The sequence below is a fragment of the Stenotrophomonas sp. genome, assembly GCF_032061965.1.
Taxonomy (GTDB): domain Bacteria; phylum Pseudomonadota; class Gammaproteobacteria; order Xanthomonadales; family Xanthomonadaceae; genus Stenotrophomonas.
The window spans coordinates 65,506-89,766 of sequence record NZ_DAMBEF010000005.1 but is presented as its reverse complement, the minus strand read 5'-3'; the positions used below and the strand labels follow the sequence as shown (position 1 = coordinate 89,766).

Annotated in this window: 27 protein-coding genes and 1 pseudogene; 19 read left to right on the top strand and 9 right to left on the bottom strand. The window is 61.7% G+C overall.

Features of this window, described 5'->3' with window-relative positions:
- Window positions 1–142 precede the first annotated feature (142 nt).
- The 4 genes from RT460_RS04140 to RT460_RS04125 all read left to right on the top strand — a co-directional run bounded on the left by RT460_RS04140 (window position 143) and on the right by RT460_RS04125 (window position 4,535).
- Window positions 143–595, top strand: a complete 453-nt coding sequence (locus RT460_RS04140; RefSeq protein ID WP_313317331.1) for a hypothetical protein — start codon at window positions 143–145, stop codon at window positions 593–595.
- Window positions 596–2,044: 1,449 nt separating this feature from the next.
- Window positions 2,045–2,320: a hypothetical protein gene (locus RT460_RS04135; RefSeq protein ID WP_313317330.1), complete on the top strand. Its 276-nt coding sequence runs from the start codon at window positions 2,045–2,047 to the stop codon at window positions 2,318–2,320.
- 871 nt (window positions 2,321–3,191) lie between these two features.
- Window positions 3,192–3,632 (top strand): hypothetical protein, encoded by a 441-nt coding sequence (locus RT460_RS04130; RefSeq protein ID WP_313317328.1) that lies wholly within the window; start codon window positions 3,192–3,194, stop codon window positions 3,630–3,632.
- Between the two features lie 474 nt (window positions 3,633–4,106).
- Window positions 4,107–4,535 carry an SMI1/KNR4 family protein gene (locus RT460_RS04125; RefSeq protein WP_313317327.1) on the top strand — a complete coding sequence of 143 codons (429 nt, stop codon included), beginning with the start codon at window positions 4,107–4,109 and terminating at the stop codon, window positions 4,533–4,535.
- Window positions 4,536–4,919: 384 nt separating this feature from the next.
- On the opposite strand, the pseudogene RT460_RS04120 reads toward RT460_RS04125, so the two are convergent.
- A pseudogene (locus RT460_RS04120) lies at window positions 4,920–5,108 on the bottom strand (hypothetical protein); the annotation flags it as partial.
- A 560-nt stretch (window positions 5,109–5,668) separates the two neighbouring features.
- Here RT460_RS04120 and RT460_RS04115 point away from each other — a divergent pair.
- From RT460_RS04115 to RT460_RS04075, 9 genes are all read left to right on the top strand, one after another.
- Window positions 5,669–5,989, top strand: coding sequence for a hypothetical protein (locus RT460_RS04115; protein ID WP_313317326.1), 321 nt, complete (start codon window positions 5,669–5,671; stop codon window positions 5,987–5,989).
- A gap of 174 nt (window positions 5,990–6,163) precedes the next feature.
- Window positions 6,164–6,601 (top strand): hypothetical protein, encoded by a 438-nt coding sequence (locus RT460_RS04110; RefSeq protein WP_313317325.1) that lies wholly within the window; start codon window positions 6,164–6,166, stop codon window positions 6,599–6,601.
- 85 nt (window positions 6,602–6,686) lie between these two features.
- Window positions 6,687–7,061 (top strand): VOC family protein, encoded by a 375-nt coding sequence (locus RT460_RS04105; RefSeq protein ID WP_313317324.1) that lies wholly within the window; start codon window positions 6,687–6,689, stop codon window positions 7,059–7,061.
- An 84-nt stretch (window positions 7,062–7,145) separates the two neighbouring features.
- A complete protein-coding gene (locus tag RT460_RS04100) occupies window positions 7,146–7,430 on the top strand; it encodes a hypothetical protein (RefSeq protein WP_313317323.1) in 285 nt (94 codons plus the stop codon).
- 34 nt (window positions 7,431–7,464) lie between these two features.
- Window positions 7,465–7,638 carry a hypothetical protein gene (locus RT460_RS04095; RefSeq protein ID WP_313317322.1) on the top strand — a complete coding sequence of 58 codons (174 nt, stop codon included), beginning with the start codon at window positions 7,465–7,467 and terminating at the stop codon, window positions 7,636–7,638.
- A gap of 74 nt (window positions 7,639–7,712) precedes the next feature.
- Window positions 7,713–8,045, top strand: a complete 333-nt coding sequence (locus RT460_RS04090; protein ID WP_313317321.1) for a hypothetical protein — start codon at window positions 7,713–7,715, stop codon at window positions 8,043–8,045.
- 234 nt (window positions 8,046–8,279) lie between these two features.
- Window positions 8,280–8,630, top strand: a complete 351-nt coding sequence (locus tag RT460_RS04085) for a hypothetical protein (protein WP_313317320.1) — start codon at window positions 8,280–8,282, stop codon at window positions 8,628–8,630.
- Window positions 8,631–8,774: 144 nt separating this feature from the next.
- Window positions 8,775–9,119, top strand: coding sequence for a GFA family protein (locus RT460_RS04080; protein WP_313317318.1), 345 nt, complete (start codon window positions 8,775–8,777; stop codon window positions 9,117–9,119).
- 2 nt (window positions 9,120–9,121) lie between these two features.
- Complete coding sequence (locus RT460_RS04075; RefSeq protein WP_313317316.1) at window positions 9,122–9,628, top strand: N-acetyltransferase; 507 nt, start codon at window positions 9,122–9,124, stop codon at window positions 9,626–9,628.
- A 97-nt stretch (window positions 9,629–9,725) separates the two neighbouring features.
- On the opposite strand, the gene RT460_RS04070 is transcribed toward RT460_RS04075, so the two are convergent.
- From RT460_RS04070 to RT460_RS04035, 8 genes are all read right to left on the bottom strand, one after another.
- Entirely contained in the window at window positions 9,726–10,850 is a 1,125-nt protein-coding gene (locus RT460_RS04070; RefSeq protein WP_313317315.1) for a CoA transferase, read from the bottom strand.
- Window positions 10,851–10,866: 16 nt separating this feature from the next.
- Entirely contained in the window at window positions 10,867–12,045 is a 1,179-nt protein-coding gene (locus RT460_RS04065; protein WP_313317314.1) for a CoA transferase, read from the bottom strand.
- A 442-nt stretch (window positions 12,046–12,487) separates the two neighbouring features.
- Window positions 12,488–13,657: an acyl-CoA dehydrogenase family protein gene (locus RT460_RS04060; protein ID WP_313317313.1), complete on the bottom strand. Its 1,170-nt coding sequence runs from the start codon at window positions 13,655–13,657 to the stop codon at window positions 12,488–12,490.
- Between the two features lie 10 nt (window positions 13,658–13,667).
- The gene (locus tag RT460_RS04055; protein WP_313317312.1) at window positions 13,668–14,186 is read right to left on the bottom strand and encodes a MaoC family dehydratase; all 519 of its coding nucleotides are present in this window, start codon (window positions 14,184–14,186) and stop codon (window positions 13,668–13,670) included.
- Window positions 14,187–14,276: 90 nt separating this feature from the next.
- A complete protein-coding gene (locus RT460_RS04050) occupies window positions 14,277–15,131 on the bottom strand; it encodes a CoA ester lyase (RefSeq protein WP_313317310.1) in 855 nt (284 codons plus the stop codon).
- Entirely contained in the window at window positions 15,128–15,994 is an 867-nt protein-coding gene (locus RT460_RS04045; protein ID WP_313317309.1) for a polysaccharide deacetylase family protein, read from the bottom strand. The genes RT460_RS04050 and RT460_RS04045 overlap by 4 nt, the downstream gene beginning before the upstream one ends.
- A 239-nt stretch (window positions 15,995–16,233) precedes the next feature.
- A complete protein-coding gene (locus RT460_RS04040; protein WP_313317307.1) occupies window positions 16,234–17,076 on the bottom strand; it encodes an SDR family NAD(P)-dependent oxidoreductase in 843 nt (280 codons plus the stop codon).
- Between the two features lie 20 nt (window positions 17,077–17,096).
- The gene (locus RT460_RS04035; protein ID WP_313317306.1) at window positions 17,097–17,405 is read right to left on the bottom strand and encodes a hypothetical protein; all 309 of its coding nucleotides are present in this window, start codon (window positions 17,403–17,405) and stop codon (window positions 17,097–17,099) included.
- A 138-nt stretch (window positions 17,406–17,543) separates the two neighbouring features.
- Here RT460_RS04035 and RT460_RS04030 point away from each other — a divergent pair, with 138 nt between their 5' ends.
- From RT460_RS04030 to prpB, 6 genes are all read left to right on the top strand, one after another.
- A complete protein-coding gene (locus tag RT460_RS04030) occupies window positions 17,544–18,782 on the top strand; it encodes an MFS transporter (protein WP_313317305.1) in 1,239 nt (412 codons plus the stop codon).
- 27 nt (window positions 18,783–18,809) lie between these two features.
- Window positions 18,810–19,484, top strand: coding sequence for an isochorismatase family protein (locus tag RT460_RS04025; RefSeq protein ID WP_313317304.1), 675 nt, complete (start codon window positions 18,810–18,812; stop codon window positions 19,482–19,484).
- Window positions 19,481–20,416, top strand: a complete 936-nt coding sequence (locus tag RT460_RS04020) for a polysaccharide deacetylase family protein (protein WP_313317303.1) — start codon at window positions 19,481–19,483, stop codon at window positions 20,414–20,416. The genes RT460_RS04025 and RT460_RS04020 overlap by 4 nt, the downstream gene beginning before the upstream one ends.
- On the top strand, window positions 20,413–21,333 hold the full coding sequence (locus tag RT460_RS04015) for a polysaccharide deacetylase family protein (protein WP_313317302.1): 921 nt from the start codon (window positions 20,413–20,415) through the stop codon (window positions 21,331–21,333). The genes RT460_RS04020 and RT460_RS04015 overlap by 4 nt, the downstream gene beginning before the upstream one ends.
- Before the next feature lie 63 nt (window positions 21,334–21,396).
- Complete coding sequence (locus tag RT460_RS04010; RefSeq protein ID WP_313317301.1) at window positions 21,397–23,076, top strand: electron transfer flavoprotein-ubiquinone oxidoreductase; 1,680 nt, start codon at window positions 21,397–21,399, stop codon at window positions 23,074–23,076.
- Between the two features lie 28 nt (window positions 23,077–23,104).
- On the top strand, window positions 23,105–23,989 hold the full coding sequence (gene prpB, locus RT460_RS04005; RefSeq protein ID WP_312367970.1) for a methylisocitrate lyase: 885 nt from the start codon (window positions 23,105–23,107) through the stop codon (window positions 23,987–23,989).
- Window positions 23,990–24,261: the final 272 nt, after the last annotated feature.

Here is a 24,261-nt window from a genome sequence, read left to right as displayed (position 1 = left end):
CAATCCAGAATCGGTATTGGTAGATTTGGTGGTGGCTGCTTCCGGGCTCGATTCATTCCAAGCCGTCCCGGTTGGGGCCTAACAATTCATTCAAGCCGAACCCGCTGCGCGGGTCGGCTTAATTCCAGAGTTAGGCCCGCATATGGACCGTCGTTATCGAAAGAAGATGAATGCCCACTGGGCGCGTGCCGAGACTAAGGCTCGCCGTACCGTCGATAGCTTGGATCTATCCAGTTGGTTTGATAACTGGCACACGCACGTGGACTGGCATGGAAAGGGCAACTCTTGCCAAGAGAACCGGGCAGATGTCGCAGCAGCGACGGTTCGGTTGCTTCAACACATCGAGCATCGCGCGACTGGACGACGAGAGCCTATCCAACTCTGGGCCACGCTTTTCGGAGACACAAGGTACAACGCTGTCTATGCTCACTCGAAAAACCCAAACGGCACGCCCTTTCCGCACAGCTTTGAGGGCGTGGCCTGGGGAAAGCTCGCTCCAGACTGGATGACAGCCGCGGTTCCTGACGATACTTACGAGATTGGCACGGCCAGCGATGCGGATGAGGTCGTTTACTTCATCCGGCGGCGAGCCTAACACTTCATTCAAGCTGAACCCTCTACGCGGGTCGGCTTAATTCCCGAGTTAGGCCCCGCAAATGACTGACCGCAAGACCCAGGCAAAGGGCATCACTGACGCAATTAGACAGGTGCTAGTCCAACACTGGGACCCAATCGGTGTCATGGATGACCCGGAGTGGCCTCGCGATGAGTACGACTCTTACATTGGCGAGATATATCGGTATCTGGCTCGTGGCGAATCGGCAGCGTTCCTTGCTCGGCACTTGTGCTTTATTGAGGAGACGGCGATGGGGCTGGGGCGCCTGCCGGAGGAAGCCCGCCTACCTGTTGCCGAAAGACTCAAGGCGATTGATGTCACGCTCCATGAGTAGTCACTACGCTAGGCTCCGTCACCTCTCTACCGGGGCCTAACAATTCATTCAAGCCGAACTGGCTTCGCCAGTCGGCTTAACTCAGGCGTTAGGCCTTATGAAGACAAGACGTGATCGGGACGAGTGGCTGGATGAGTATCAAGGGTTCAAGAAGTACTTGAACCAATGTGTCATGTGCCAAAGCACCGGATACGATCCTGTCAAGATTCAGGTGAAAGAAGGGCTGTACTTTAAGGACAAAGCGATGGAGTACTTCCATCCCCTTGCCCTCGATGAAATTGGGCTTTGCTTAGATTGTGCAGAGCGGTTCGAGGCGACTCAGGGGCCAGGCCGTGAGGCCTAACGATTCATTCAAGCCGAACCCGCTTCGCGGGTCGGCTTAATTCCAGAGTTAGGCGGCGGTGTTCTGGATTGGCTGGCCCTTCTCCTTTCGGCAGCAACATCGGCAAGTCACTGGTCGGTTCCGGGTAGCAGTTCCAACTGTTCCTGGCATCGGCAAGCCCGTCACTTCGTCCTACGCTTCACTGCTCTGCCGCAATCATTTCATCGTACTTCGGCGGCAACGCTCGGCAAGGTTTTCAAGGCAAGCTCCATCCTGCAGGCTATGGCATGATCGGCTCGCGTGGGGTTGCACAACAAGGCAGCATTGGTCCGGGGTCGGTAAGTGGCCACAGCCGCCTAACAGTTCATTTCATTCAAGCCGAACCCGCTACGCGGGTCGGCTTAATTCCAGGGTTAGGCCGCGGGAGATAAGGTGCGCGACATTGACGTAATCATTGCTCAGCTGCATCTGACACATCCGAACATATCGGCAGCGCAGCTTACTGTCTTACATCCGGAGGGTGACGATGACGGTTTGTGGTTCTTCCGCCATCCTGCTACTGACATTGAGGTGAAACTTGAGTCCAGTACCGGATCTTGCCCGTTCTTGTTTGAAAGTTCGGGGTCGTCTGATCGGCTCACCGCGAGCAATGTCGAGCAAGCTGTTGCATTCGTGGTCGCTGGACTTGGCCTCCCCGCGCCAGCGGCCTAACAGTTCATTCAAGCCGAACCCGCTTCGCGGGTCGGCTTAATTCCAGAGTTAGGTGCTAAACATGCATCAATCCGAACTTGTATCCAAGCTAATCAGGCCACTCTCAGAGCTTGATGAACATGTTTCCCCAAAGTCCGTAATCATGGCTGCCATCACTTGGCCCAGCCAAGGCTGGATTCAAGAAGCATTGGATTGGATCGATCAGGGCGTACCGATGGACAATGAAATTGCAGATGCTCTTGAATTTTTTGCTGCCGACAAACGCCATGCACAAGCCATTCGACACAGAGCATTTGCAACTTCCAAAAGGTGGCATCGTGAACGGGCTCGCACCTAACAATTCATTCAAGCCGACACCGCTTCGCGGCGCGGCTTAATTCAGAGCATTAGGCCGCTATGGGCAGGATGTCGACACTCGCGGGAGTAGCTCACAACATTGCGCATCATGCGGGCAGTGGGCTTAGCCACATCTCGCCTCATCTCGCTCAGGCGCTTCGCGCTGCTGCAGTTGAGACTACGGAGATTGATCTCCTAGCTCCGGCGCCCTATCCGCTGAAGGCAGCGGAACTTCAAGCGCTGCGTTTGGCGCTAGCTTCCCTCCAGTCCACTGCAAACGCACTTCTTGCAAAACATGGCTTTTCAGCCAGCGACGTATCCTCCATGATTCTTTATGCCACGCCGGCACCTTGGGACAAGGATGGCTATTCTTTGCACACTCGAGCCGTGCTCATTTCAAGTGCTGGCCGCACGTACGATTCTGGCTGGCTGCAATGAGCGGAGCGCGGCCTAACAGTTCATTCAAGCCGACACCGCTTCGCGGCGCGGCTTAGTTCCGGAGTTAGGCCTCATGAGACAGCGCATAGTGTTCGTAGACGTTGATGACACGCTGGTCCGCTCTTTCGGTACCAAGCGCATTCCTATGTCTTCGGCGATAGCTACCGTTCGCGAGTTGCACCAACAGGAAGTTGCGCTATATCTGTGGAGCTCCGGCGGCGCAGACTACGCTCGTTCCTCTGCAGCAGAGTTAGGCATTGAGCATTGCTTCGTAGCCTTCTTGCCTAAGCCGGATGCATACATAGATGATCAGCCGGTACACGAGTGGCGCTACTGTCAGCATGTACTTCCAGGCAATTCGATTGAGGCCTAACAGTTCATTCAAGCCGAACTCGCTTCGCGAGTCGGCTTAATTCCGGAGTTAGGGGGCTTGGATGTCGCAAGGTGTACGAAGTGTTCTCAACATCCTCATTGTTGCTCAGGCGGTACTGCTTCTGGCACCAACCTCTATCATCTGCGCTGTAGGTTTGTTTTTCTCTGCAACGCTACTCGCGCGCAGCCCCGCCAATATCGCTTTGTGGATGCTAGTGGGCTGTGTCGTATTAATGGCCTACTCGCTGTTTTCCCTGTGGTGGCTACTCTTCAAGTACAGCACCATTCATATTTCAAGCATTCCCCGCTCCATCTGGTCCGGACTAACTTTTGGCGTGGTCGCAGCACTAACGCTTAGCTTCCCTCATCTGATCGCAGTAGCTTCTGGGGAAAACTCAATTGGACACAGTGCCAAATATATCTTCGGTTTTGGCATTGGCCCAGTCATTTTCTTGGTGACCGTGCTTGCCACAGTCTGGTACCGTGCCAAGCATGCCCCCTAACATTTCATTCAAGCCGACACCGCTTCGCGGCGCGGCTTAATTCCAGAGTTAGGCCTTCAAATGAACTTCGTGCGCATTGGAGACTTCTTGGCGGTAGCCCGCGAGACCGGGAACCAATGGAACCTACTGATGGTTCGTCTGGAGAATGATTTCGTTGGCCAACCTGTTTGCGAGCGTCTTCCCAGCCACCGGCCCACTCAGGTTCGAGCGTTAGCGGAGGCCAAGCTGATTGATGCTGTTCTTTCGGGGGTGTCTGAAGCGAATGAAAATTTCTGCACGTGTTATAGGGTGTCCCACATAAGATACGTCGAGGACGACAGCCCGCCAGAGAGCATTTACGCCTTCTTGGCAGCTAGCATTGTTGAGCATCTTCACAAGGGGCGGGAATTTCGGCCGGGCCGCGCAGCTCAGGCCTAACAAATCATTCAAGCCGAACCCGCTTCGCGGGTCGGCTTAACTCAGGTGTTAAGTGCCATGGAAGAGACCGCTGAAGTACGTAAGCAATTCGATGGGCCATTTGGCTCCCCGGTTACGCAGCAGCGGATCGAGGCGGCTGAGCGCAGCCTCGGACATGGCCTGCCTATGAACCTAAAGAAGCACTACGCAGAGTACGACGGCTTCAAAGGCCCAACCGATACTGACTTCCTTTATTCGCTAGACGAACTTGTCAAGACAACGTTATGGCTCCGTGGGGAGGGTTATTTCCCCGACTTCATCCAGCGATCGGTTGCGCTCGGAGAGGACGGCACCGGCGCGTATTGGTTAATTTGCGTCGACCAACCTGACAAAGTCATTGATTGGGATGCTGAGATGGAGGGAGAGGAGCATGTTGTCTTGGACGGAGGCTTGGCTGAAGAATGGATCGCCCGCAAGACCAGATATGAAAGCGCAGCTGGCTCCTAACAATTCCGTAAGGAGCTTCCCGTCAACTCCGGGCACATGATGTCCTTGCCTTTCGCGTGAGGCATAAACGCATCCTCTGTTGTTGTAGCGTTACCATCGTTCGCCAGTTCGCCAGGCATTCCAAGCATTGCCAGACTGCACTTCCGTCCCACGGGGATTTTCTTCGGGGCATATTCGGGCTTGTTGGATCGCTGTTGCTGATCCGGACCTGGGTAAAAGCCGCACCCGAAGGCCTCTCTCATTCATCGGGTTCGCCCATGACCGGGGATCAGCCGGGCATGTGGTGGCGCCATCTTGTTGGTCAAGCCCTCTTCGGGGCGGCCTGACCGCTTGTTACCTGCTCGCTCTGGCGTTGATCACGTAAAAGAATGCTGAAGTGATCAATCAAGTCGCGACCGCGAGCTCACTGCGCTTTCGTTGCTGCTGCACCATTGGATGCCTGAGACACGCATCTGCATCGTAGTTCTCATCATGCGCAAGCATTGCCCCTATCTGCCGCGCATGTTTGTTGGCAATAGCAACCAGCACTTTGCCAAACGGCAGGCAGCTGGCCAGATCGCGTATCCATATCTGCTAGGACGTGAGTCGACGCAAGGCCCACACCTTGCCCCGCTGCAGATGACTGCACGCGGTTTTCTGCAGGTTTCAGCGCTGGGGTAGTTTTGACTCTGGCCAAACTGTTCGGGATCATCGCTTGACACCCGGGAAGGAAGTGGAGCGGCGTTTCTCCAGCGCAACCCGCGCGGGCACGCTTTGGAATGACACGCATCGCGACCATGCCGCTGTCACTGCGACTTCCTCCAATCTGTCGCAGCAGAAACAGCTATAAAGCGCGTCACTTCTCCATGGCTGGCTTGCTAGATTCTTGTCCTGGTCCTTACCGCACTCCGCTCAGCAAGATATGACCATCATCAGGCCGACATCTGGCGGTGAGCCCCGACGCTGCGATCAAGGCACCTGCGCATTCCCGGTCAGCCCGGCGCTGATACCCGCGCCCATAGGACGTTCCCATGTCACTTGAGATAACCCGAACACTTCTTCCTTCCCGGATCACCGCCACCGATCTCGATCGGGGGCAATTTTTCAATGCCCAGATGCGCACGGGGGGAATACTCGGACGCCACTGGATCAGCGTGTTGCAGCTGCTTACGGATGACGTGGTCCGGTTCGACATCCAGACCCAGCAGATCGACCCGAACTTCGGTCCGAGGCACGCCATCAAGATCCGGCATGTATGGATAGACGACAAGAATGGCGCATTCACGGTAAAGCTCGACTACCTGCACGACAGCAACGTATCGCCCATCTACGAGGAAAAGGACATCGAGCGCCGTCTCGACTCCGGTAGCGTCAAGTACGAAGGGCAGCCCCACTCCGTGGAAGTGCGTATCAAGGAGGCATCTTTCAGCTCCGACTACTTTTCGATGCTGGGGGATGAGTTCTACCAGGCGTGAGTTCCATGCACTCCTGATCACCGTCGGCGTCGGAAGGTGGGGCCGCACTCCTTGGCCCGCCGGTGCAATCTGGAGCACCGGCCGCCGTGGCGCGTACAGTGGCCAAAGACGGCGGCGCGATGCCGATTGGCATCGCGCCGCCGTCTACCGTCACCAATGGCCCACGGGGTATGCATGAACCGCATAAATGACTTCTTTGCCCGCTACGAGCAGGCCGCCAATAACTTTGACCCTGTCCTGACGGCGTCGTTGTACACCCGGGAATTCCTGGCTGCCGACCCCAACGGCGTCAGCTGCGGGCGCAATGATCCTGCGTTGGCACACGCCATGTCGGCACGTAGAACGCTGTTCGATGCGCTGGGGTTCCAGCAGGCAAAGGTGCTGGATGTGGTTGCCACTACGCTGGATGAGCATTACACGATGGCCAAGGTCCACTGGTTCATGCGCTTTGCCAAGGCCGGTGGCCCGGCTCGGGACTTCCGGTTCTTCATCACCTACTTCCTGTACGACCCTGGCGACGGGCCGAAGGCTGCCTTCTGGATTTCCCATGAGGACGAGCAGCGCGTCATGCGCGAGGCGGGCTTGATCGACGAGGCCGGCAGTCCGCTGTGAAGCCTGATCAGCAGCTTGGCAGGCGGAGCGGCTTGCGCCACTCTTGGCACGTCCCGGCACGCAGCCGGTTAGAACGGAGACGGCGATGAAGCGTGTAACCGGCATTGGCGGCATTTTCTTCAAGGCAGCCGACCCCAAGGCGCTCAGTGCGTGGTATCGGGACCATCTGGGCCTGGATGTCAGCCAATGGGGCGGCGCGATCTTCCCGTGGGGCGGTGAGGGCAGTGCCGAGGGCCTGACCATTTGGAGTCCATTTGCCCAGGATACGGACTACATGGCGCCCAGCAGCGCGCCCTTCATGATCAATTTCCGCGTCGATGACCTGGATGCCCTGCTGGCAGCATTGCGCAGTGAAGGTTGCCAGGTGCTGGACAAGACCGACGCCTCCGAGCAGGGCAAGTTCGGCTGGGTGATCGACCCTGAAGGCAACAAGGTGGAACTGTGGCAGCCGGCCAGCTGAGGACAAGCGGCAACTCCTGACCATTGCCTGCCAGCGCGGGCTCTGGAAGAATCGGCGGCCCATATGGCGGCAGGGAGCCGGACCATGGAATCGACCGATGCCAGACCGCGCAGAGGCAATGACAAGCTTCTGAAAGTCCTGTGCGTGCTGTTTGGCTGCGTGCACATGATCGACTTCCTGTTCTACGGACAGGGCCTGCGCAACCTGCTTGGCGGTATCGGCTTCGCGCTGTTGGCACACTCGATCCATCGGCGACCTGAAGCTGACACTGCGGGCCCGGTGCCAAACCGCGTGGTGAGTACGACGGGGATAGTACTGGTGCTGGCCTCGACCGCGATGCAATTGCTGGGCAGCTTCGGCGGAACCTGACCATCCGCCGTTACACCTTCAAGGAGAGAAGTGCATGGCAACCAAAGATTCGAGCGCAACCGTCACCTTCACCTTCAAGCGCTCCACGCTGTGGCTGTGGGCCGCGATGCTCATGTTTGCCGTTATCTGGCACGAGCGAGCCAACCTGTTTGATCTCTATGATGGCGTCATTGCCGGCTACAACAGCAGCGAGGTCGAACATCGCTGAGCGATGTCGCCTTCTGCGTGGAAGGCGCCGCCAGCAGGTTTCCGTGGCAATGTCTCCGCAGGAGAGAGCGAACAATGATGTTCCTGATCGGCCAAGGCCAACGGGTGGTCGCTATCGGTCCACACGAACAGCGCCATTGCCCACGGTGCGATGCGCAAACTGCATTTGAGCCGCAGCTGAGTTACAAGTTCGGCCAATTCGACCTGTTGTTTGGCTTCGTCTATGACAAGCGCTATCAGCTGGCGTGTACGCAGTGCAATCATGGTTGGATCCTCGATACGCGCGATACAGAGCGCTCGCTGCAGCACAATCCCATCCCCTTTCATTTGCGTTACGGCGCCTGGTTGCTGGCGCTACTGCTGGCAGGTGCAGGCGCCGGAGCTGCGGCTTTGCACGGCCTGCCTTGAGCGCGTTTGCGTCTGCATATACCCCGCCGCCAAGCACTGATGAGGACTGGTCACTTCGGCCATGATGACGCGCTCCCGTATGCTCTCACTCGCCGCGGATGACGTGTCCGTTGCAGCACGTGATTTCATTCGTGTGCTTTCTGTTCGCGCCACGAAGATGCCTGATAGCGGCCGATGGCCGGGTTCATTCCCGCCAGGCTGCTGGTTTCGGCACAGAGTCTGTAGGAGGACTTCATGCAAGTCGGGTTTCCGGCTCGGATTTTTGCCGTGCCCGACTACGCGCGCTTCACCAACCATCGCCTGTGCGAAGCAGCGATACAACGCCGCGAACTGATCCAGCTCCAGTTGCTGCCCAGCGAACTTGGCGGCGGCAACGAGGCAAGCAATCTGGTTTTCGTCCCACCGACAACGGCTGAGCAGAAACGCAGGATCGACCAGCACTCGATCCTGCCGCTGTTCAGCGCGGGCAAGCTGCAGCACTACAACGCGCAGCCGGTGTTTCGCGGTAGCAGCCTGGTGCCGGTGGAAATCACCCTGCACGCCCATGATCCTGCCGGATTCTCCACAACGCTTTGCATCTGGTGACGCGGGCGCGATCCAGTGCGATAGCGCGCCTGTGCGCCTGTCTTGGTGCCGGTGCTCCGGGGGGATTGCGTGGCCCCCCGCGAAAACCGCTTATGATCCACCCGAAGGTTCCTGCGGCAGGAGCCATTGTTGGCGGGGTCCCGGATGCTGACCGGAAGTTGTCATTGCGGCGCGGTGCGTTTCCAGTGTGAGGGCACGCCGCAGCAGGCCTACGAATGCAATTGTTCGCATTGCAGCCGCAAGGGTTTCCTGCTTTGGTTCCTACCGCGCCAGGACCTGCGGATCGAAAGCGGTGAAGAGATGCTGACGACTTACACCTTCAATCGTCACGCAATCCAGCATCAATTCTGCCCCACCTGCGGCTGCCAGCCCTTCGGCCTGGGCACCTCGCCCGATGGCAGCCAGACTGCAGCGATCAACCTGCGTTGCATCGAGGACCTTGATCTGTCCGCCGTTGAACGCGTGGCGGTGGACGGCAGGTCGCGCTGAGCATGCGTATCCGCGATGAAACCGCCGACGATGTCGAGGCTATCAGCGCATTGACGCGCTCGGCGTTCGCTACCGCTGCTCACAGTAGTGGCAACGAGGCCGATATCGTGCTGGCCTTGCGTCGGCGCGGGCGCTTGAGTGCTTCCCTGCTGGCCGAGGAAGATGGGCAACTGTTGGGCCATATCGCGCTGTCGCCGGTGACATTGAGCGATGGCAGCGCTGGCTGGTATGGATTGGGGCCGATCTCGGTGCTGCCCACATCCCAGGGCAAGGGCATTGGCAGTGCGTTGATGCGGGCTGCCATCGCACGCCTGAAACAACTCGGCGCCGCCGGCTGCGTGCTGCTGGGCGAGCCGGCGTACTACCAGCGCTTTGGGTTCCGCTGTTTTTCTCATCTGCAGCTGCCGGGTGTACCCCCGGAGTACTTCATGGCGCTGCCGTTGGGCGGCGATGTACCGGCGGCGGTGGTTTCGTATGACGCGAGCTTTGCTGTGGTCGCCGGGGAGTGAAGCTCGGCTGTTGAAACTCCCGGGTGCGCTTCGCTTACCCGGGCTACTTGGGGCTTTGGCGGTTGCTGCTGTCTTTCACCCCTCAGCGAGAGGCCGCTTACCGGGGCAATAGGCCCAGTTCAGCCAGCAACGTCTGGGTGGATTCGCCGATACCGTCCAGATGCGGGTTGATACGCCCCGGTTCGTTGGCGAACTTGATCGGGATGCCCAGGTGGGTACCGCCCTGCGCATCGGTCCAGACCATCTCTCGCGCACGCGTATGCGGATCGTTGAAGGCCTCGGTAAGCGTCTTCACCGGCGCCCAGCACACATCGATGTCGTGCAGGAACAAGGTCCATTCCACCAGCGTGCGGCGTGAGAAGGTCTCCGCCAGGAATTCCTTTACCGGATCCTGACCGGGGCCAGGCGGCAGATGGCATAGATGGATCAGATCGGCGCGACCCAAAGCGTTGAGCAAGTTCTCGGCGAACTTGTGCTCGGCACCACCCAGTGCAATCCAGCGGTCATCGGCGCAGCGGTACAGCTTGTACAGCGCATTGCCGCCCCAGCTGCGTTCTTCCTTGATCACCGGGTCGCGGCCCAGCGCGAACGGCGGGCCCAGCACATTTGGCAGCCAGGCCATCAGCGCGTCCTGCATCGACAGGTCGATGTAATCGCCCTCGCCGGTGCGCTCGCGGCGGAACAAGGCCATCAGGATGCCGTTGAGCGCCATCAGCGAGCCGGCCATATCGGCCACCGGCATATGTGGCATGGCCGGTGTGCCATCCGGCGCACGGTTGAGGCTGACCACGCCGGTATCGGCCTGCATGGCCAGATCGTGTGCGGGGCGGTTGACCTTGGGGCCGGTCTGGCCGAAGGCACTGATCGCGCAATACACCAGCCTGGGGTTGATCGCCTTGCAGCTGGCGTAGTCGATGCCCAGGCGCTTGGCCACGCCGGGGCGGAAGGCTTCCACCACCACGTCGGCCCATTCCACCAGCTTGGCGAACGCGGCCTTGCCGGCCTCGCTCTTCAGATCGAGCACGATGCAGCGCTTGCCGCGATGGGTGTTGCGGAACCAGGTGCTGACCCCGGCCTGCTTCAGGCCGACCTCGCGCACCGGTTCGCCGCTGGGCGGTTCGATCTTGATCACCTCCGCGCCGTGGTCGGCCATCACCATGGTCAGGTGCGGGCCGGGCAGGAACAGCGACAGGTCCAGTACGCGTACGCCTTCAAGCTTCATCATCAGCTCCGTTGCCTCACGCGCCGAGCAGGCGCGCGCGGTCTGCATCGTTGTAACCGAGCTCGCGCAGCAGGGCGTCGGCATCGGCATTGAGCGGCGGGCAGGCGTTGCCGCTCAGGCGCTGGCCATCGAGCTTGATTGGATTGCGCAGCAGGCGCTGGCTGCCGCTTGCATGCGCCACATCCTGCAACATGTCGACATCGCGCACATAGGGGTTGTCCAACGCCTGGGCGATATCCAGTACCGGTGCGATCGGAATGCGGCCGGCGAACAGCTGCGTCCAGTGCGCGGTTGGCTGTGTGCCGAGGATGGCATCGACCAGCACGGTCAATTCCTCGCGCACCTTGCGGCGCTCGGCGAAATTGGCAAAGCGCGGCTCGGCGGCCCAGGCCGGATTGCCGATGCCTTCGACAAAGGTCTGCCAGAACTTCTCCAGCATGCACATCACCATCACCCAGCCATCGGCAGTGCGGTAGACTTGGCACGGCACGGTGGACGGATGCGCGCTACGTGACAGGCGCTCGGTGCGGTGGCCTTCGTTGAGGTACCAGGTGGCCGGGTAGCTGAGCTGATGCAGGGCCACATCGAACAGGCTGACATCGACATCGCGGCCCTGGCCGGTGCGCATGGCACCGATGATGGCGGCTAACAGGCCCATCGACAGGGTGGTGCCGGTCATGAAATCGACCATGGACAGGCCGAAGCGTGCCGGCGGCGCGTCGGGTTCACCGGTCAACGCCATGAAGCCAGCCTCGGCCTGCATCAGATAGTCATAACCCGGCCACGCCGCGCGCTCGTTGTCGCGGCCATAGGCGGACAGATGGGCGCAGACGATCTTCGGGTTGAGCTTGGACAGCGTGGCGTAATCCAGGCCGAGCTTGCCGGGCTGGTCGCCACGCAGGTTGTTGAGCACGGCGTCGGCGCTGGCGACCAGCTTCTCGAACACTTCGCGACCTTCGGCAGCCTTCAGGTCCAGGCGCAGCGAGCGCTTGTTGAGATTGAAGGTCTGGAAGAACAGGCTGTCGCCTTCGCCCAGGAAATACGGACCAGTGGCGCGCGAGACATCGCCGCCGGGCGGGGATTCGATCTTGATGACTTCGGCGCCGAGGTCGGCCAGGTGCATCGAACCATAGGGGCCGGCACCGTACTGTTCGACGGCAAGGATGCGTAGTCCCTGCAGGGGAAGGTCTTTCATGTGTGGCCTCTGGTTTGTAAAAAGCACCGCGGCTGGTTGAGGACCGCGGCGAAAGAGATGCTGTTTCCCTTCTCCCTTCGGGAGAAGGTGCCCCGACGGGGCGGATGAGGGGTGGATCTGCTGTTGCTGCTGGTGCTTTGGCTTTTGGCTTTGGCTTTGGCTTTGGCTGTTGGCTTTTGGCTTTGGCTGTTGCTTTGGCTGTTGCTTTGGCTTTTGGCTTTGGCTTTGGCTTTGTGCCGTCCCTTCTCCCGCGTGCGGGAGAAGGTGCCCAAAGGGCGGATGAGGAGAGCTTTTAAAGCTTTGGCTCTGCTTGCTAGAAGCTTGCCCTCACCCCAACCCCTCTCCCGCAAGCGGGAGAGGGGCTACCAGGTTTCTGGCATTGCTCGTAAAGCTGCCCTCACCCCAACCCCTCTCCCGCAGGCGGGAGAGGGGCTTCAAGCTTTTAGATCTTGTTTCTTGCCACCAACTGCTTGGCAATGATGATGCGCTGCATTTCGTTGGTGCCTTCGCCAATGCACATCAGCATGGCGTCGCGGTAGAAGCGTTCGATGTCGTATTCCACCGAGTAGCTGTAACCACCAAAGATGCGCATGCCTTCCTGCGCGCAATACGCGCCGGTTTCGGTGGCGAAGTACTTGGCCATGCCCGCTTCCATGTCGCAGCGCAGGCCCTTGTCATAGGCATTGGCGGCGCTCTCGATCAGCAGCTTGGAGGCTTCGACCTTGGCCGCCATCTCGCCCAGTTTCAGCTGGATGGCCTGGTGCTCGGCGATCGGCTTGCCGAAGGTCATGCGCTCCTGCGCATAACGCACCGACAAACGCAGCGCGCCCTCGGCAATACCGCAGCCGCGTGCGGCCACGTTGATGCGGCCCAGCTCAAGGCCACCCACCGCGTGCTGGAAACCCTGTCCTTCCACACCGCCGAGCAGGCAGTCGGCCGGCACCTTGTAGTCCTGGAATACCAGCTCGCAGGTGTCGATGGCGCGGTAGCCGGACTTCTTCAGTTTCTTGGCGACGATGAAGCCCTCGCCCTTCTCGGCGATGAACATGGTCATGCCCTTGTGGCGCGGCTGCGCCTCCGGGTCGGTCTTGACCAGCAACAACACCATGTCGCCATACATGGAATTGGTGATCCAGGTCTTGGCGCCATTGATGACGTAATGGTCACCCTCGCGCTTGGCAACACTGCGGATCGCCTGCAGGTCGGTACCAGCATTGGGCTCGGTCAGGCCCAACGAGCCACGCAGCTCGCCGGTGGCCATGCGCGGGAGGTACTTGCGCTTCTGCTCTTCGGTGCCGCAACGCTCGATGGCCGCGGCCATGATCAGGTGCGAGTTGAAGATGCCGGTCGGCGCCATCCATACCGCCGACACCTTGATCACGATCTTGGCGTAGATGCGTGCCGGCAGGCCAAGACCACCGTACTCGGGCGAAATGGTGGCACCAAACAGGCCCAGGTCCTTCATCTCCTCGACGAGGTGATGCGGGTACTTGTCTTCCTGGTCGTACTCCTGCGCGATCGGGGCAACGGATTTCTCGACCCAGTTGTCGATCGAATCCAGCAACGCCTGCTCTTCGTCAGGGCCCCACAGCTGTTCCTGTTCAGTGCTCATCATCGCGTCCTCAGTAGTTGACCTTGTCTTCCACCGAGTGACCCTGCTTGGCGATCAGCATGGTGCGGCTGAAGCTGCAGATCAGCTTGCCGTCCTGGTTGAAGCCATCGGTCTGCACGGTGACGATGCCGGCGCCCGGACGCGACTTGGACTCGCGCTTGCCCAGCACCTTGGACTCGGCCACCAGGGTGTCGCCGACAAACAGCGGGTGGGTCATCTTGATGTCGCTCCAGCCCAGGTTGGCCACGGCCTTCTGGCTGACATCGGTGACGCTCATGCCGACCATCAACGCCACGGTGAACGGCGAGCAGACGATGACCTTGCCGAATTCCGAGGCCTTGGCGTATTCCTTGTCGAAGTGCATCGGATGGGTGTTCATCGTCAGCAGGGTGAACCAGGTGTTGTCAGTTTCGGTGATGGAGCGGCCGGGGCGGTGCTCGTAGATGTCGCCGACATTGAACTCTTCGTAGTAACGGCCAAAGGTTTCGCGGAAGCGGTTTTCGGAGATCTGCTTGACGTTCTGAACCATGACAATGTCCTTTTGGAGCGGGTTGGGCTGGCGCTGGGCGCAGCTTGGTCAAAGAGGGGCGTGAATCAGGCGTTCAATGAAGCGGTGAAGTCAGCCAGTGCGCACGCCAAGCGCACCCAGTGCGATAGCGCGTTCGGCGGCGATTTCGATGGGGCGGTCCACCAGCTTGCCGTCCAGCTGGATGGCTTCGCCGCCGCTGGCAGCCAGTGCCGCGACCACGCGTTGGGCGCGGTCATACTCGGCAGCGGTGGGCAGGTAACGGGCCTGGATGGGGTCGACCTGTGCCGGATGGATGGCGGCCTTGGAAGTGAAACCCAGGTCGATGACGCGATCGGTTTCGCTGACCAGGCCGGCCTCATCCTTGATGTCCAGGTAGGGCACGTCCATGCAGGCGACGCCGGCTTCGGCGGCGATCGTTGCCAGCTGCACGCGCGGATGGAAGAAACTCTCCCAGCTGGCGCGGCCACGCAATGCAACGATGTAGTCGAAGCCACCAAACATCAGCGCCTGCAGGCGTGGAATGGCGGTGGCCAGCGCGCGTGCATCCAGCAAACCCTTCGGCGTTTCGATCTGCGCGATGAAGGCGGTATCGATTGCGGCCAGCGCGGCATCGGCCTGCTGCAGCTCGGCCACGGTTTCGACCTTGGGCAGCATGACGAAGGCCGGCTTCAGGCCCGAAGCGGCGAGCGCCTTCAGGTCTGCCTGGCCCAGTTCGGTGGACAACGGGTTGATACGCAGGCCGATCTCGCTGCGGCTCTGCGGCAGTTCGGCGAGGAAGGCGAACAACGAGGCACGCGCGCTTTCCTTGTCGCCTGGGGCAACCGCATCTTCCAGATCAATGCAGACCTGGTCGGCACCGGTGGCCACGGCCTTGGCGTAACGCTCCGGGCGCGAGCCCGGCACGAACAGCAGGCAGCGGCGCGGATTGTTGATCGCAGCGCTCACGGCGCACCGACCTGGGAGGCGAAGTGTTCGGCGATCTGGCGGCGCGTTGCGTACCAGGTACCCGGCTTCTGCGCAACGTACTGCAGGAATTTCTCGAACGCGCCGATGCGACCCGGGCGGCCGATGATGCGCAGATGCAGGCCCAGCGACATCACCTTGGGGCTGTGCTCGCCTTCGGCGTACAGCGTGTCGAAGCTGTCGATGGCGTAGTCCAGCCAGTCCTTGGGCAGGTAGGACGGGGCCACCCACATCTTCATGTCATTGGTATCCAGCTGGTACGGCACCACGATCATGGGCTTGTCGCTGCCGTCGACATCGCCCCAGAACGGCGCATCGGCCGAGTAGTCATCCATGTGGTACAGGAAGCCTTCTTCCTGCAGCAGGCGACGGGTGGAAGCGGTATGCAGGTAGCGCGACAGCCAACCCACCGGGCGCACGCCGCTGGTCTTCTCGATGCTGTCGGCAGCATCGCGGATGAACTGGCGTTCCTGTTCTTCATTGAAGCGGAACTGGTGGATCCATCGGTGGCCGTGCGAGCAGACCTCGTGGCGGCTGCCGCGCAGGTAGTCGGCGATTTCCGGCGCGCGCTCCAGCGATACCGCGGCGGCGGTATACGTGCTGGTCACGTTGTACTTGTCCAGCAGCGCGGCGACGCGCGCATGGCCTTCGTTGACGCCGTAACGGTAATTGGACTCGTTGCCGTAGTTGCGCACCGGCTTGGACAGGGTCACATGCAGCTCGTCCACCGGCTCGGTGATCTTGTCACCCTGGCCGACGTTGTACTCGGACAGCTCTTCGACATTGACGACCACCGACAAGGCCAGGCGTGCGTTGTTGGGCCACTGGTAGACGGGTTTGGACATGGTGATCTCAGTGCGTTTGTTGGTGGTGGGGGACCGCTGCTTTTGCTTTGCTGCTTGTGCTTCTGCTTTTCTGTTTTGCTAATGCTTTTTATGCCGTCATTCCCGCAAAGGCGGGAATCGCTCTTCGCTCTTCGCTCTTCGCCTTTGCCCTTTCGCCTTTGCCGTGGAAGTCAAAGGCCAGAGCGATTCCCGCCTGCGCGGGAATGACGATCTGTCAGGGAATCGCGAAGACGCCTATCTCAATGGTTCTCCTCACCACCGGAGACATTGATCGCCTCACCGGTGATGTAGACCGCATCGTCCGAGCACAGGAAGGCCGTCGCTGCCGCCGTATCCGAGGGCAGGCCCGGGCGACCGGCGGGAATGCGCGCGCGCATGTCGGCCAGGTACTGCTCGACGGTCTTGCCCTGCTTCTCGGCGAAATATTCGTTCTGCCAGGCGCCCAGGCCGGTGGTGACGTGGTTGGGGCAGACCGCATTGACGTTGATGCCATGGGCCGCCAGTTCCAGCGCGGCAACGCGGGTCAGGCCAACCAGGCCGTGCTTGGACGAGCAGTAGGCCGCCGCATGCGGGAACGCCGACTTGGCAGCCTGCGAGGCGATGTTGACGATGCGGCCGCCGCCCTGGGCAATCATCTGCCGGCCGGCGTGCTTGATGGTCAGGAAGGCGCCGCGCAGGTTCACGCCCAGCACCGCGTCCCATTCCTTGGCATCGATGTCGACCAGCGACTTCATCAGGTAACCAATGCCGGCGTTGTTGACCAGGATGTCCAGGCTGCCAAAGCGTTCCACCGTGGCCTTGACCACCGCTTCCACCTGCGCTTCTTCCAGCACGTCCAATGCCATGGCCACGCACTGACCACCGGTGCTGGCGGCCAGCTCGGCGGCAACCTGGGCCATTTCCTCGTCGGTGCCCACGGCAGTGACCGGCATCTCGGCGCCGCGCACCTGGCCAATGTCGGTCAGCACCACCTTGCAGCCTTCCTGCAGCAGGCGGCGTGCAATGCCCTCGCCTAGCCCGGCACGACGACCGGCGCCGGTGATAAGTGCGACCTTGCCCTGCAATTCGGGGAAACGAGCCATGACCAATGTTCCTTGTGCGCTTACAGCGCGCTGGTGAGGATGAACAACGGATTGTCAGCGTATTGCTGGAACTGTGCTGCACCGGCTTGAACCGCCGGGTCGGCCAGGTCGGCGCCAAACGCCGCCATGTCCGGGATGCGCATCAGCTCGATGTATTCGTACGGGGAGCTGCCCTCACCGATCAACAGACCACTGGCCTTGAGTACCTCGAACTTCTCCACCGACGGCAGCGCATTGACCACCGGCAGGTCGCTGGCACGGGCCCAGGCCTCGTATTCCTCACGGCTGACGCCGGGCTTGAGGTTGAACAGGACGATGACGGTTTGCATGGCTTCCTCCCAGGTAAAAGACTGTGGCACACTTTGTCCGGACAAAGTGTAGGCATGCCCTTCGCCCCCGGTCAACGCCGGCGGCGGAAATCCCCCACAGGCGTATCTACCTGCCGTAACCCACTTTTGAGGTGCTTGATGAAGATGAAGCGTTATTACCCGTGGTTGATGGCGGTGATGGGGATGTTGGTGCTGCTGGTCTCCAATGGCCTGACCGTGACCGGCCTGACCGCCTTTGACGAATCCCTGCTCAAGGATTTCGGCTGGACCCGCAGCGAGCTCAAGCTGCGCGACCTGATCACCCTGGTGCTGGCCGGCTGGATGGCGCCGTTCCTGGGCGCGCTGATCGACAAGGTCGGCCCGCGCAAGCTGATCCTGGGCGGCATCGCCCTGCTGGCCGCGCTGTATGCGGCCTATGCGCATATCCATTCGCTGGCCCACCTGTACTGGATCCACGTCGGCTTTGCCGCGGTGCTGGTCGCCGCCGGCCTGAATGTGGCGGTGATCTTCGTCTCGCAATGGTTTGCCACCCACCGCGGCACCGCCATCGGTATTGCCCTGGTCGGCACCAGCCTGGGCGGCATGGTGTTCCCCAAGCTCGGCGTGCAGCTGATGCAGACCATGGACTGGCGCGCCGCGCTGCTGTGGGAAACCGCCATTCCGCTGGCCTTCCTGATCCTCGCCTTCCTGCTGGTGCGCAGCCCGCGCCCGGGCGGCATCCAGCCCTGGGGTGCCGACACGCTGGCCGCCAAGGCGGCAGCAGGCAAGCCGGCTGCGTCCTCGCTGCCGGACCTGAGCTACCAGCAGGCCATGCGCACGCGCACTTTCTGGGTGCTGGCGTTCGTGGCGATGACCACCTTCTTCTCGATCATGGCGGTGGCCTCCAACCTGTTCCTGCACATGCGCGATTTGGGCTTTGAACCGGCCACCGCCGGCAATGGCCTGGGCCTGATGTTCGGCCTGGCGATGGTGGGCAAGTTCGTGTTCGGCTTCCTTGCCGACGTGCTGCCGCCCAAGCGCGTGTTCCTGGTCAACCTGGCCATCATGGCCGCCGGTGCGGTGATCCTGGCGACCCTGCGCGCCGACCTGATCTGGTATTCGCTGGCCCTGTTCGGGCTGGGCTGGGGCGGCCTGTACACGATGATCCAGCTGCTGGCGGTCAATGCCTTCGGGCTGAGCTCGGCCGGCAAGATCCTCGGCACCATCACCTTGCTGGATGCCACCACCGCCGGCCTGGGCATCTGGGTGACGGCCAAGATCTTCGACCTCACCAAGAGCTACCACGTTGCCTTCAGCCTGATCTGCGGGCTGATCGTGCTGGCCCTGCTCGCCGCCACGCTGGTGCGCGACGAACGCGCGCGTGCCCCCCAGGCCTGACCCCCACTGCTGCAACGGAGAGACCCCATGCCCGTGATGGAAACGTCCAACCTCACTGCCCGCCAGTACTGGGAGCAGGTCAAGGCCAACCCGAACCGCGCCAAGTTCGGCTTCGGCGCACGCCCGGCCATCGTCAACATCGATGTGCAACGCGCCTATACCGACCTGGCCGCGTTCAAGACCGCCTATGAAACCGACCCGCGCCAGATCGAGCACATCAATGCGCTGTCGGCGCAGGTGCGCGCGCTCGGCCTGCCAGTGGTGTGGACCTATGTGGCCTACCTGGAATCGGGCGAGGACGCCGGCACCTGGGGCACCCGCACCAATACCCCGGACTCGCTGCAGAACATCAAGCACGGCTCCGAGCGCGCCCAGTTCGACCCGCGTGCCGACGTGCAGCCGGGCGACATCGTCATGCACAAGCGCATGGCCAGCCCGTTCTTTGAAACCAACCTGTGGTCGCTGCTGACCTTCCACAAGATCGACACGCTGATCATCACCGGCGGCTCCACCTCCGGCTGCATCCGCGCCTGCGTGATCGACAGCCTGTCGCGCGGCTACCGCAGCATCGTTCCGGAAGAATGCGTGGCCGACAAGCACGAGATCCCGCACTTCGCCAACCTCAGCGACATCATGCTCAAGTACGGCGACGTGGAATCGGTGGATCACGTCGCCGCGCAGCTGCAGGCGCTACGCGCATGAACGGCGCGCCGAAGTCCGACCCGGGCCTGTTTGATTACTGGCCCTACGACAGCCGGCCGAAGATCCAGTGGCCGGGCGGTGCCCGCGTCGCCTTGTGGATCGCGCCCAACATCGAGTTCTACGAGTACGCGCCGCCGGCCAACCCGCAGCGCAAGCCGTGGCCGCGTCCGCTGCCCGACATCCAGGGCTACGGCACCCGCGACTACGGCAACCGCGTCGGCCACCAGCGGATGATGCGGGTGATGGACCAGTACGGCCTGCGTGGCTCGGTGTCACTGTCCACGGCCATGCTTGAGCACCATCCGGAAGTGATCCAGATGGCGGCCGAGCGCGACTGGGAGTTCTTCAGCCACGGCATCTACAACACCCGCTACACCTACGGCCTGGACGAGGCGCAGGAGCGGGAGATGATCGAGCATTCGATGGCGCTGATTGCCGAGCACACCGGCCAGCACTGCGATGGCTACCTGGCGCCTGCGCTGTCGCATTCCGATGCCACCATCGACCTGTTTGCCGAAGCCGGCGGCCTGTATACCTGCGACCTGTTCCATGACGACCAGCCGACGCCGGTGAAGACCCGCTCGGGCAAGCGCTTCGTGTCGGTGCCGTACTCGCTGGAGCTCAACGACACCATCGTCTACGTCACCAACAAGATCGAACCGCGCCGCTACGGGCAGATGATCAAGGACGCCTTCGACCGCCTGTATGCCGAAGGCGAGAACTCCGGCACGGTGATGTGCGTGCCGCTGCATGCCTACCAGGTCAGCCACCCTCACCGGCTGGCGGCGTTCCAGGACGCGATGGACTACATCTGCAGCCACGACAAGGTGTGGAAGGCCACCGGCCGCGAGATCGCCCAGCATTACCTGGACAACCACTACGACGAAGCGCTGGCCTCGATGGCGGCGATCAACGCGGAGGACGCGGCATGAGCCTGGATCGCAGCTTCCTGGAGTACCCGCACCTGCGCTACGGCATGGACCATGACCGCTACAGCTGGTCGATGCTGGCCGAGCGCCCCTCCGTGCGCTGGCCGGACGACAAGCCGCTGGCGGTATGGATCAACCTGAGCCTGGAGCACTTCCCGCTCAACCCCAAGGGCGAGGGCTTCAAGCCGCACGGTTCGATGGTCATGCCCTACCCGGACCTGCGCCATTACACCCTCCGCGACTACGGCAACCGGGTGGGCGTTTTCCGCGTACTGGATGCGCTGGAAAAGTACGGTCTGCGCGCCAGCACCGCGGTCAACGGCGAGCTGGCCGAGCGCTACCCGGCGCTGCTGCGCCGGCTCAAGGCGCGCAGCGCCGAGCTGGTGGCACATGGCTGGAGCATGGACAGCGTGCACTACGGCGGGCTGGACCCGGCGCGCGAAACTGAATACATCCAGCGCAGTTTGGCCGCGCTGGCCCCTTATGCGGACGGTCCCATCCAGGGCTGGCTGTCACCGGCCCGATCGCAGTCGCAGAACACCCCGGAACTGCTGCAACAGGCCGGTCTGCAATGGTTTGGCGACTGGATCAACGACGAGCTGCCGTACCCGTTCCAGACCGCCAATGGCCCGCTGACCGCCCTGCCCTTGTCACTGGAATTGGAAGATCGCTTCATCGTCGGCGAAAATCTGCATGCCGAGGCCGAGTATGCGGACCAGATGGTCGATGCCTGCGATTTCCTGCTTGAGGAAGCGCAGCGCAGCGGACAGGGTCGCCTGCTCGCGCTCAACATCCATCCGTGGGTGATGGGCCAGCCGCACCGCATCAAGCACCTGGAACGCGTGTTCGCCCATCTGGCCGACCGCGCAGGGCTGATCTGGAACGCTGCGCCTTCGCAGATCATCGCCGCCTCACGTTGAGGCGGCGGTTCCAGGCAACCGTCGTCGCCACAACCGCGCCGGCCTTTACCCAAGAGCCCTTGCATGAACACTGAAGCCAACACCGCCCTGCCGCCGCGCGAAGCGATGGAATTTGACGTCGTCATCGTCGGCGCCGGCCCTGCCGGCCTGGCCACCGCCATCCGCCTGCGCCAGCTGGCCGTGGAGAAGGGCCAGGAGCTGTCGGTGTGCGTACTGGAGAAAGGCTCCGAGCCGGGCGCGCACATCCTGTCCGGCGCGATCATGGACCCGCGCGCGCTCAATGAACTGTTCCCGGACTGGAAGGAACGCGGTGCGCCGCTGAAGCAGGCCGTCACCCGCGACGAGTTCCTGTTCCTGGACGAAACCAAGGCCAAGGCCACCCCGCACGTGCTGCTGCCGGAGTGCTTCCACAACGATGGCAACTACATCGTCAGCCTGGGCGAAGTGAGCCGTTGGCTGGCGCAGCAGGCCGAGGCGATGGAAGTGTCGATCTTCCCGGGCTTTGCCGCTGCCGAAGTGCTGTACGACGAGGCCGGCGCGGTGATGGGCGTGGCCACCGGCGACATGGGCATCCACAAGGACGGCACGCCGGGACCGAACTACGAGCGCGGCATGGAACTGCATGCCAAGTACACGATCTTCGCCGAAGGCTCGCGCGGCCATCTGGGCCGCCAGCTGATCAGCAAGTTCAAGCTCGATGCCGGCAAGGACCCGCAGTCCTACGGCATCGGCATCAAGGAGCTGTGGCAGATCGACCCGGCCAAGCACGAGCCGGGCCTGGTGGTGCACGCCGCTGGCTGGCCGCTGGACAGCGATACCTACGGCGGTGCCTTCCTGTACCACGCCGATGGCGGCAAGGTTTCGATCGGCTATGTGGTCGGCCTGGACTACAAGAACCCGTGGCTGAGCCCGTTCGAGGAGTTCCAGCGCTTCAAGACCCACCCGGCCATCCGCAAGCACCTGGAAGGCGGCAAGCGCATCGCCTACGGTGCACGCGCGATCACCGCCGGCGGCATCCTGTCGCTGCCCAAGACGGTGTTCCCGGGCGGCGCACTGGTCGGCTGCGAAGCCGGCTACCTCAACGTCAGCCGCATCAAGGGCAGCCACGCCGCGATCAAGACCGGCATGCTGGCCGCCGAGGCCGCGTTCGACGCACTGGCCGCCGGTCGCTCGCGCGATGAGCTGAGCGCCTATCCGGAAGCGTTCGAGAACAGCTGGCTGAAGACCGAGCTGCTGCAGTCCAAGAACTTCAAGCAGTGGTTCAAGAAGGGCCGCACCCTGGCCACGCTGATGACCGGCATCGAGCAGTGGCTGCTGCCCAAGCTGGGCATCCGCAATGCGCCGTGGACCATCCACCGCACCAAGGCCGACCACGAGTGCCTGGAACCGGCCGCCAGCCAGCCGAAGATCGTCTATCCCAAGCCGGACAACGTGCTGACGTTCGATCGTCTGAGCTCGGTGTTCCTGTCCTCGACCAACCACGAGGAAGACCAGCCCAGCCATCTGACGCTGAAGGACCCCAGCATTCCGGTCAAGGTCAACCTAGCCACCTATGCCGGCCCGGAAGCCCGTTACTGCCCGGCTGGCGTATACGAATTCGTCGGCGAAGGCAGCGACACCCGCCTGCAGATCAACGCGCAGAACTGCGTGCACTGCAAGACCTGCGACATCAAGGACCCGACCCAGAACATCGTGTGGGTAACCCCACAGGGCGGCGGCGGTCCGAACTACCCGGCGATGTAAGCATCGCCAACCAACCACAGGAGTTTCGATGAGCATTGTCAGTCCAGGTGCCCGCTTCCGCGCGGCGCTGAAGGAAGAGAGCCCGCTGCAGATCCCGGGCGCCATCAACGCCAACCACGCGTTGCTGGCCAAGCGGGCGGGTTTCCGTGCGGTCTACCTGTCCGGTGGCGGCGTCGCCGCCGGCTCGCTGGGCCTGCCGGACCTGGGCATCAACACCATGGACGACGTGCTCACCGACATCCGCCGCATCACCGACGTCTGCGACCTGCCGCTGCTGTCGGACATCGACACCGGCTTCGGCCCGAGCGCGTTCAACATCGCGCGCACGGTGAAGTCGCTGATCAAGGCCGGTGCGGCCGCCTGCCATATCGAAGACCAGGTGGGTGCCAAGCGTTGCGGCCACCGCCCGAACAAGGAAATCGTGTCGCTGGGCGAGATGGTGGACCGGGTAAAGGCCGCGGCCGATGCCAAGACCGACCCGGATTTCTTCCTGATCGCGCGTACCGATGCCATCCAGATGGAAGGCGTGGATGCAGCCATCGAGCGCTCGCTGGCCTGCGTGGAAGCCGGCGCTGACGGCATCTTTGCCGAGGCTTCGTATGACCTTGAAACCTACAAGCGCTTTGTCGACGCGGTGAAGGTGCCGGTGCTGGCCAACCTGACCGAGTTCGGGCAGACGCCGCTGTTCTCCACCGAGGAGCTGGGTTCGGTGGGCGTGGCAATGTGCATCTACCCGCTGTCGGCGTTCCGCGCGATGAACAAGGCCGCGGAGAACGTGTACACCGCGATCCGCCGTGATGGCCATCAGCGCAACGTGGTGGAGACCATGCAAACCCGTGAGGAGCTGTATGAGCGGATCGGCTATCACACGTTCGAGCAGAGTCTGGACAAGACGTTTGCTGCGAAGAAGTGAGGTTGTTGGGGCTTGGTGCGTTGAAGCTGAAGGCTTTAAGGCTTTAAGGCTTTAAGGCTTTAAGGCTTTAAGGCTTTAAGGCTGAAAATCCTGACCGACAAAGGCTTAAAAGCTGCCCTCACCCCTACCCCCGCTCCGCGCCCCGGCACTTGCGTTGACGCAAGTGCGTTCAACGGGCAACGAACCAGTGGTTCGTGAGCTGCCCCTCTCACCCCGTAAACGGGAGAGGGGACTACTTCGGCATGGAGTTGCATGGGCCGGCATTGCCGACT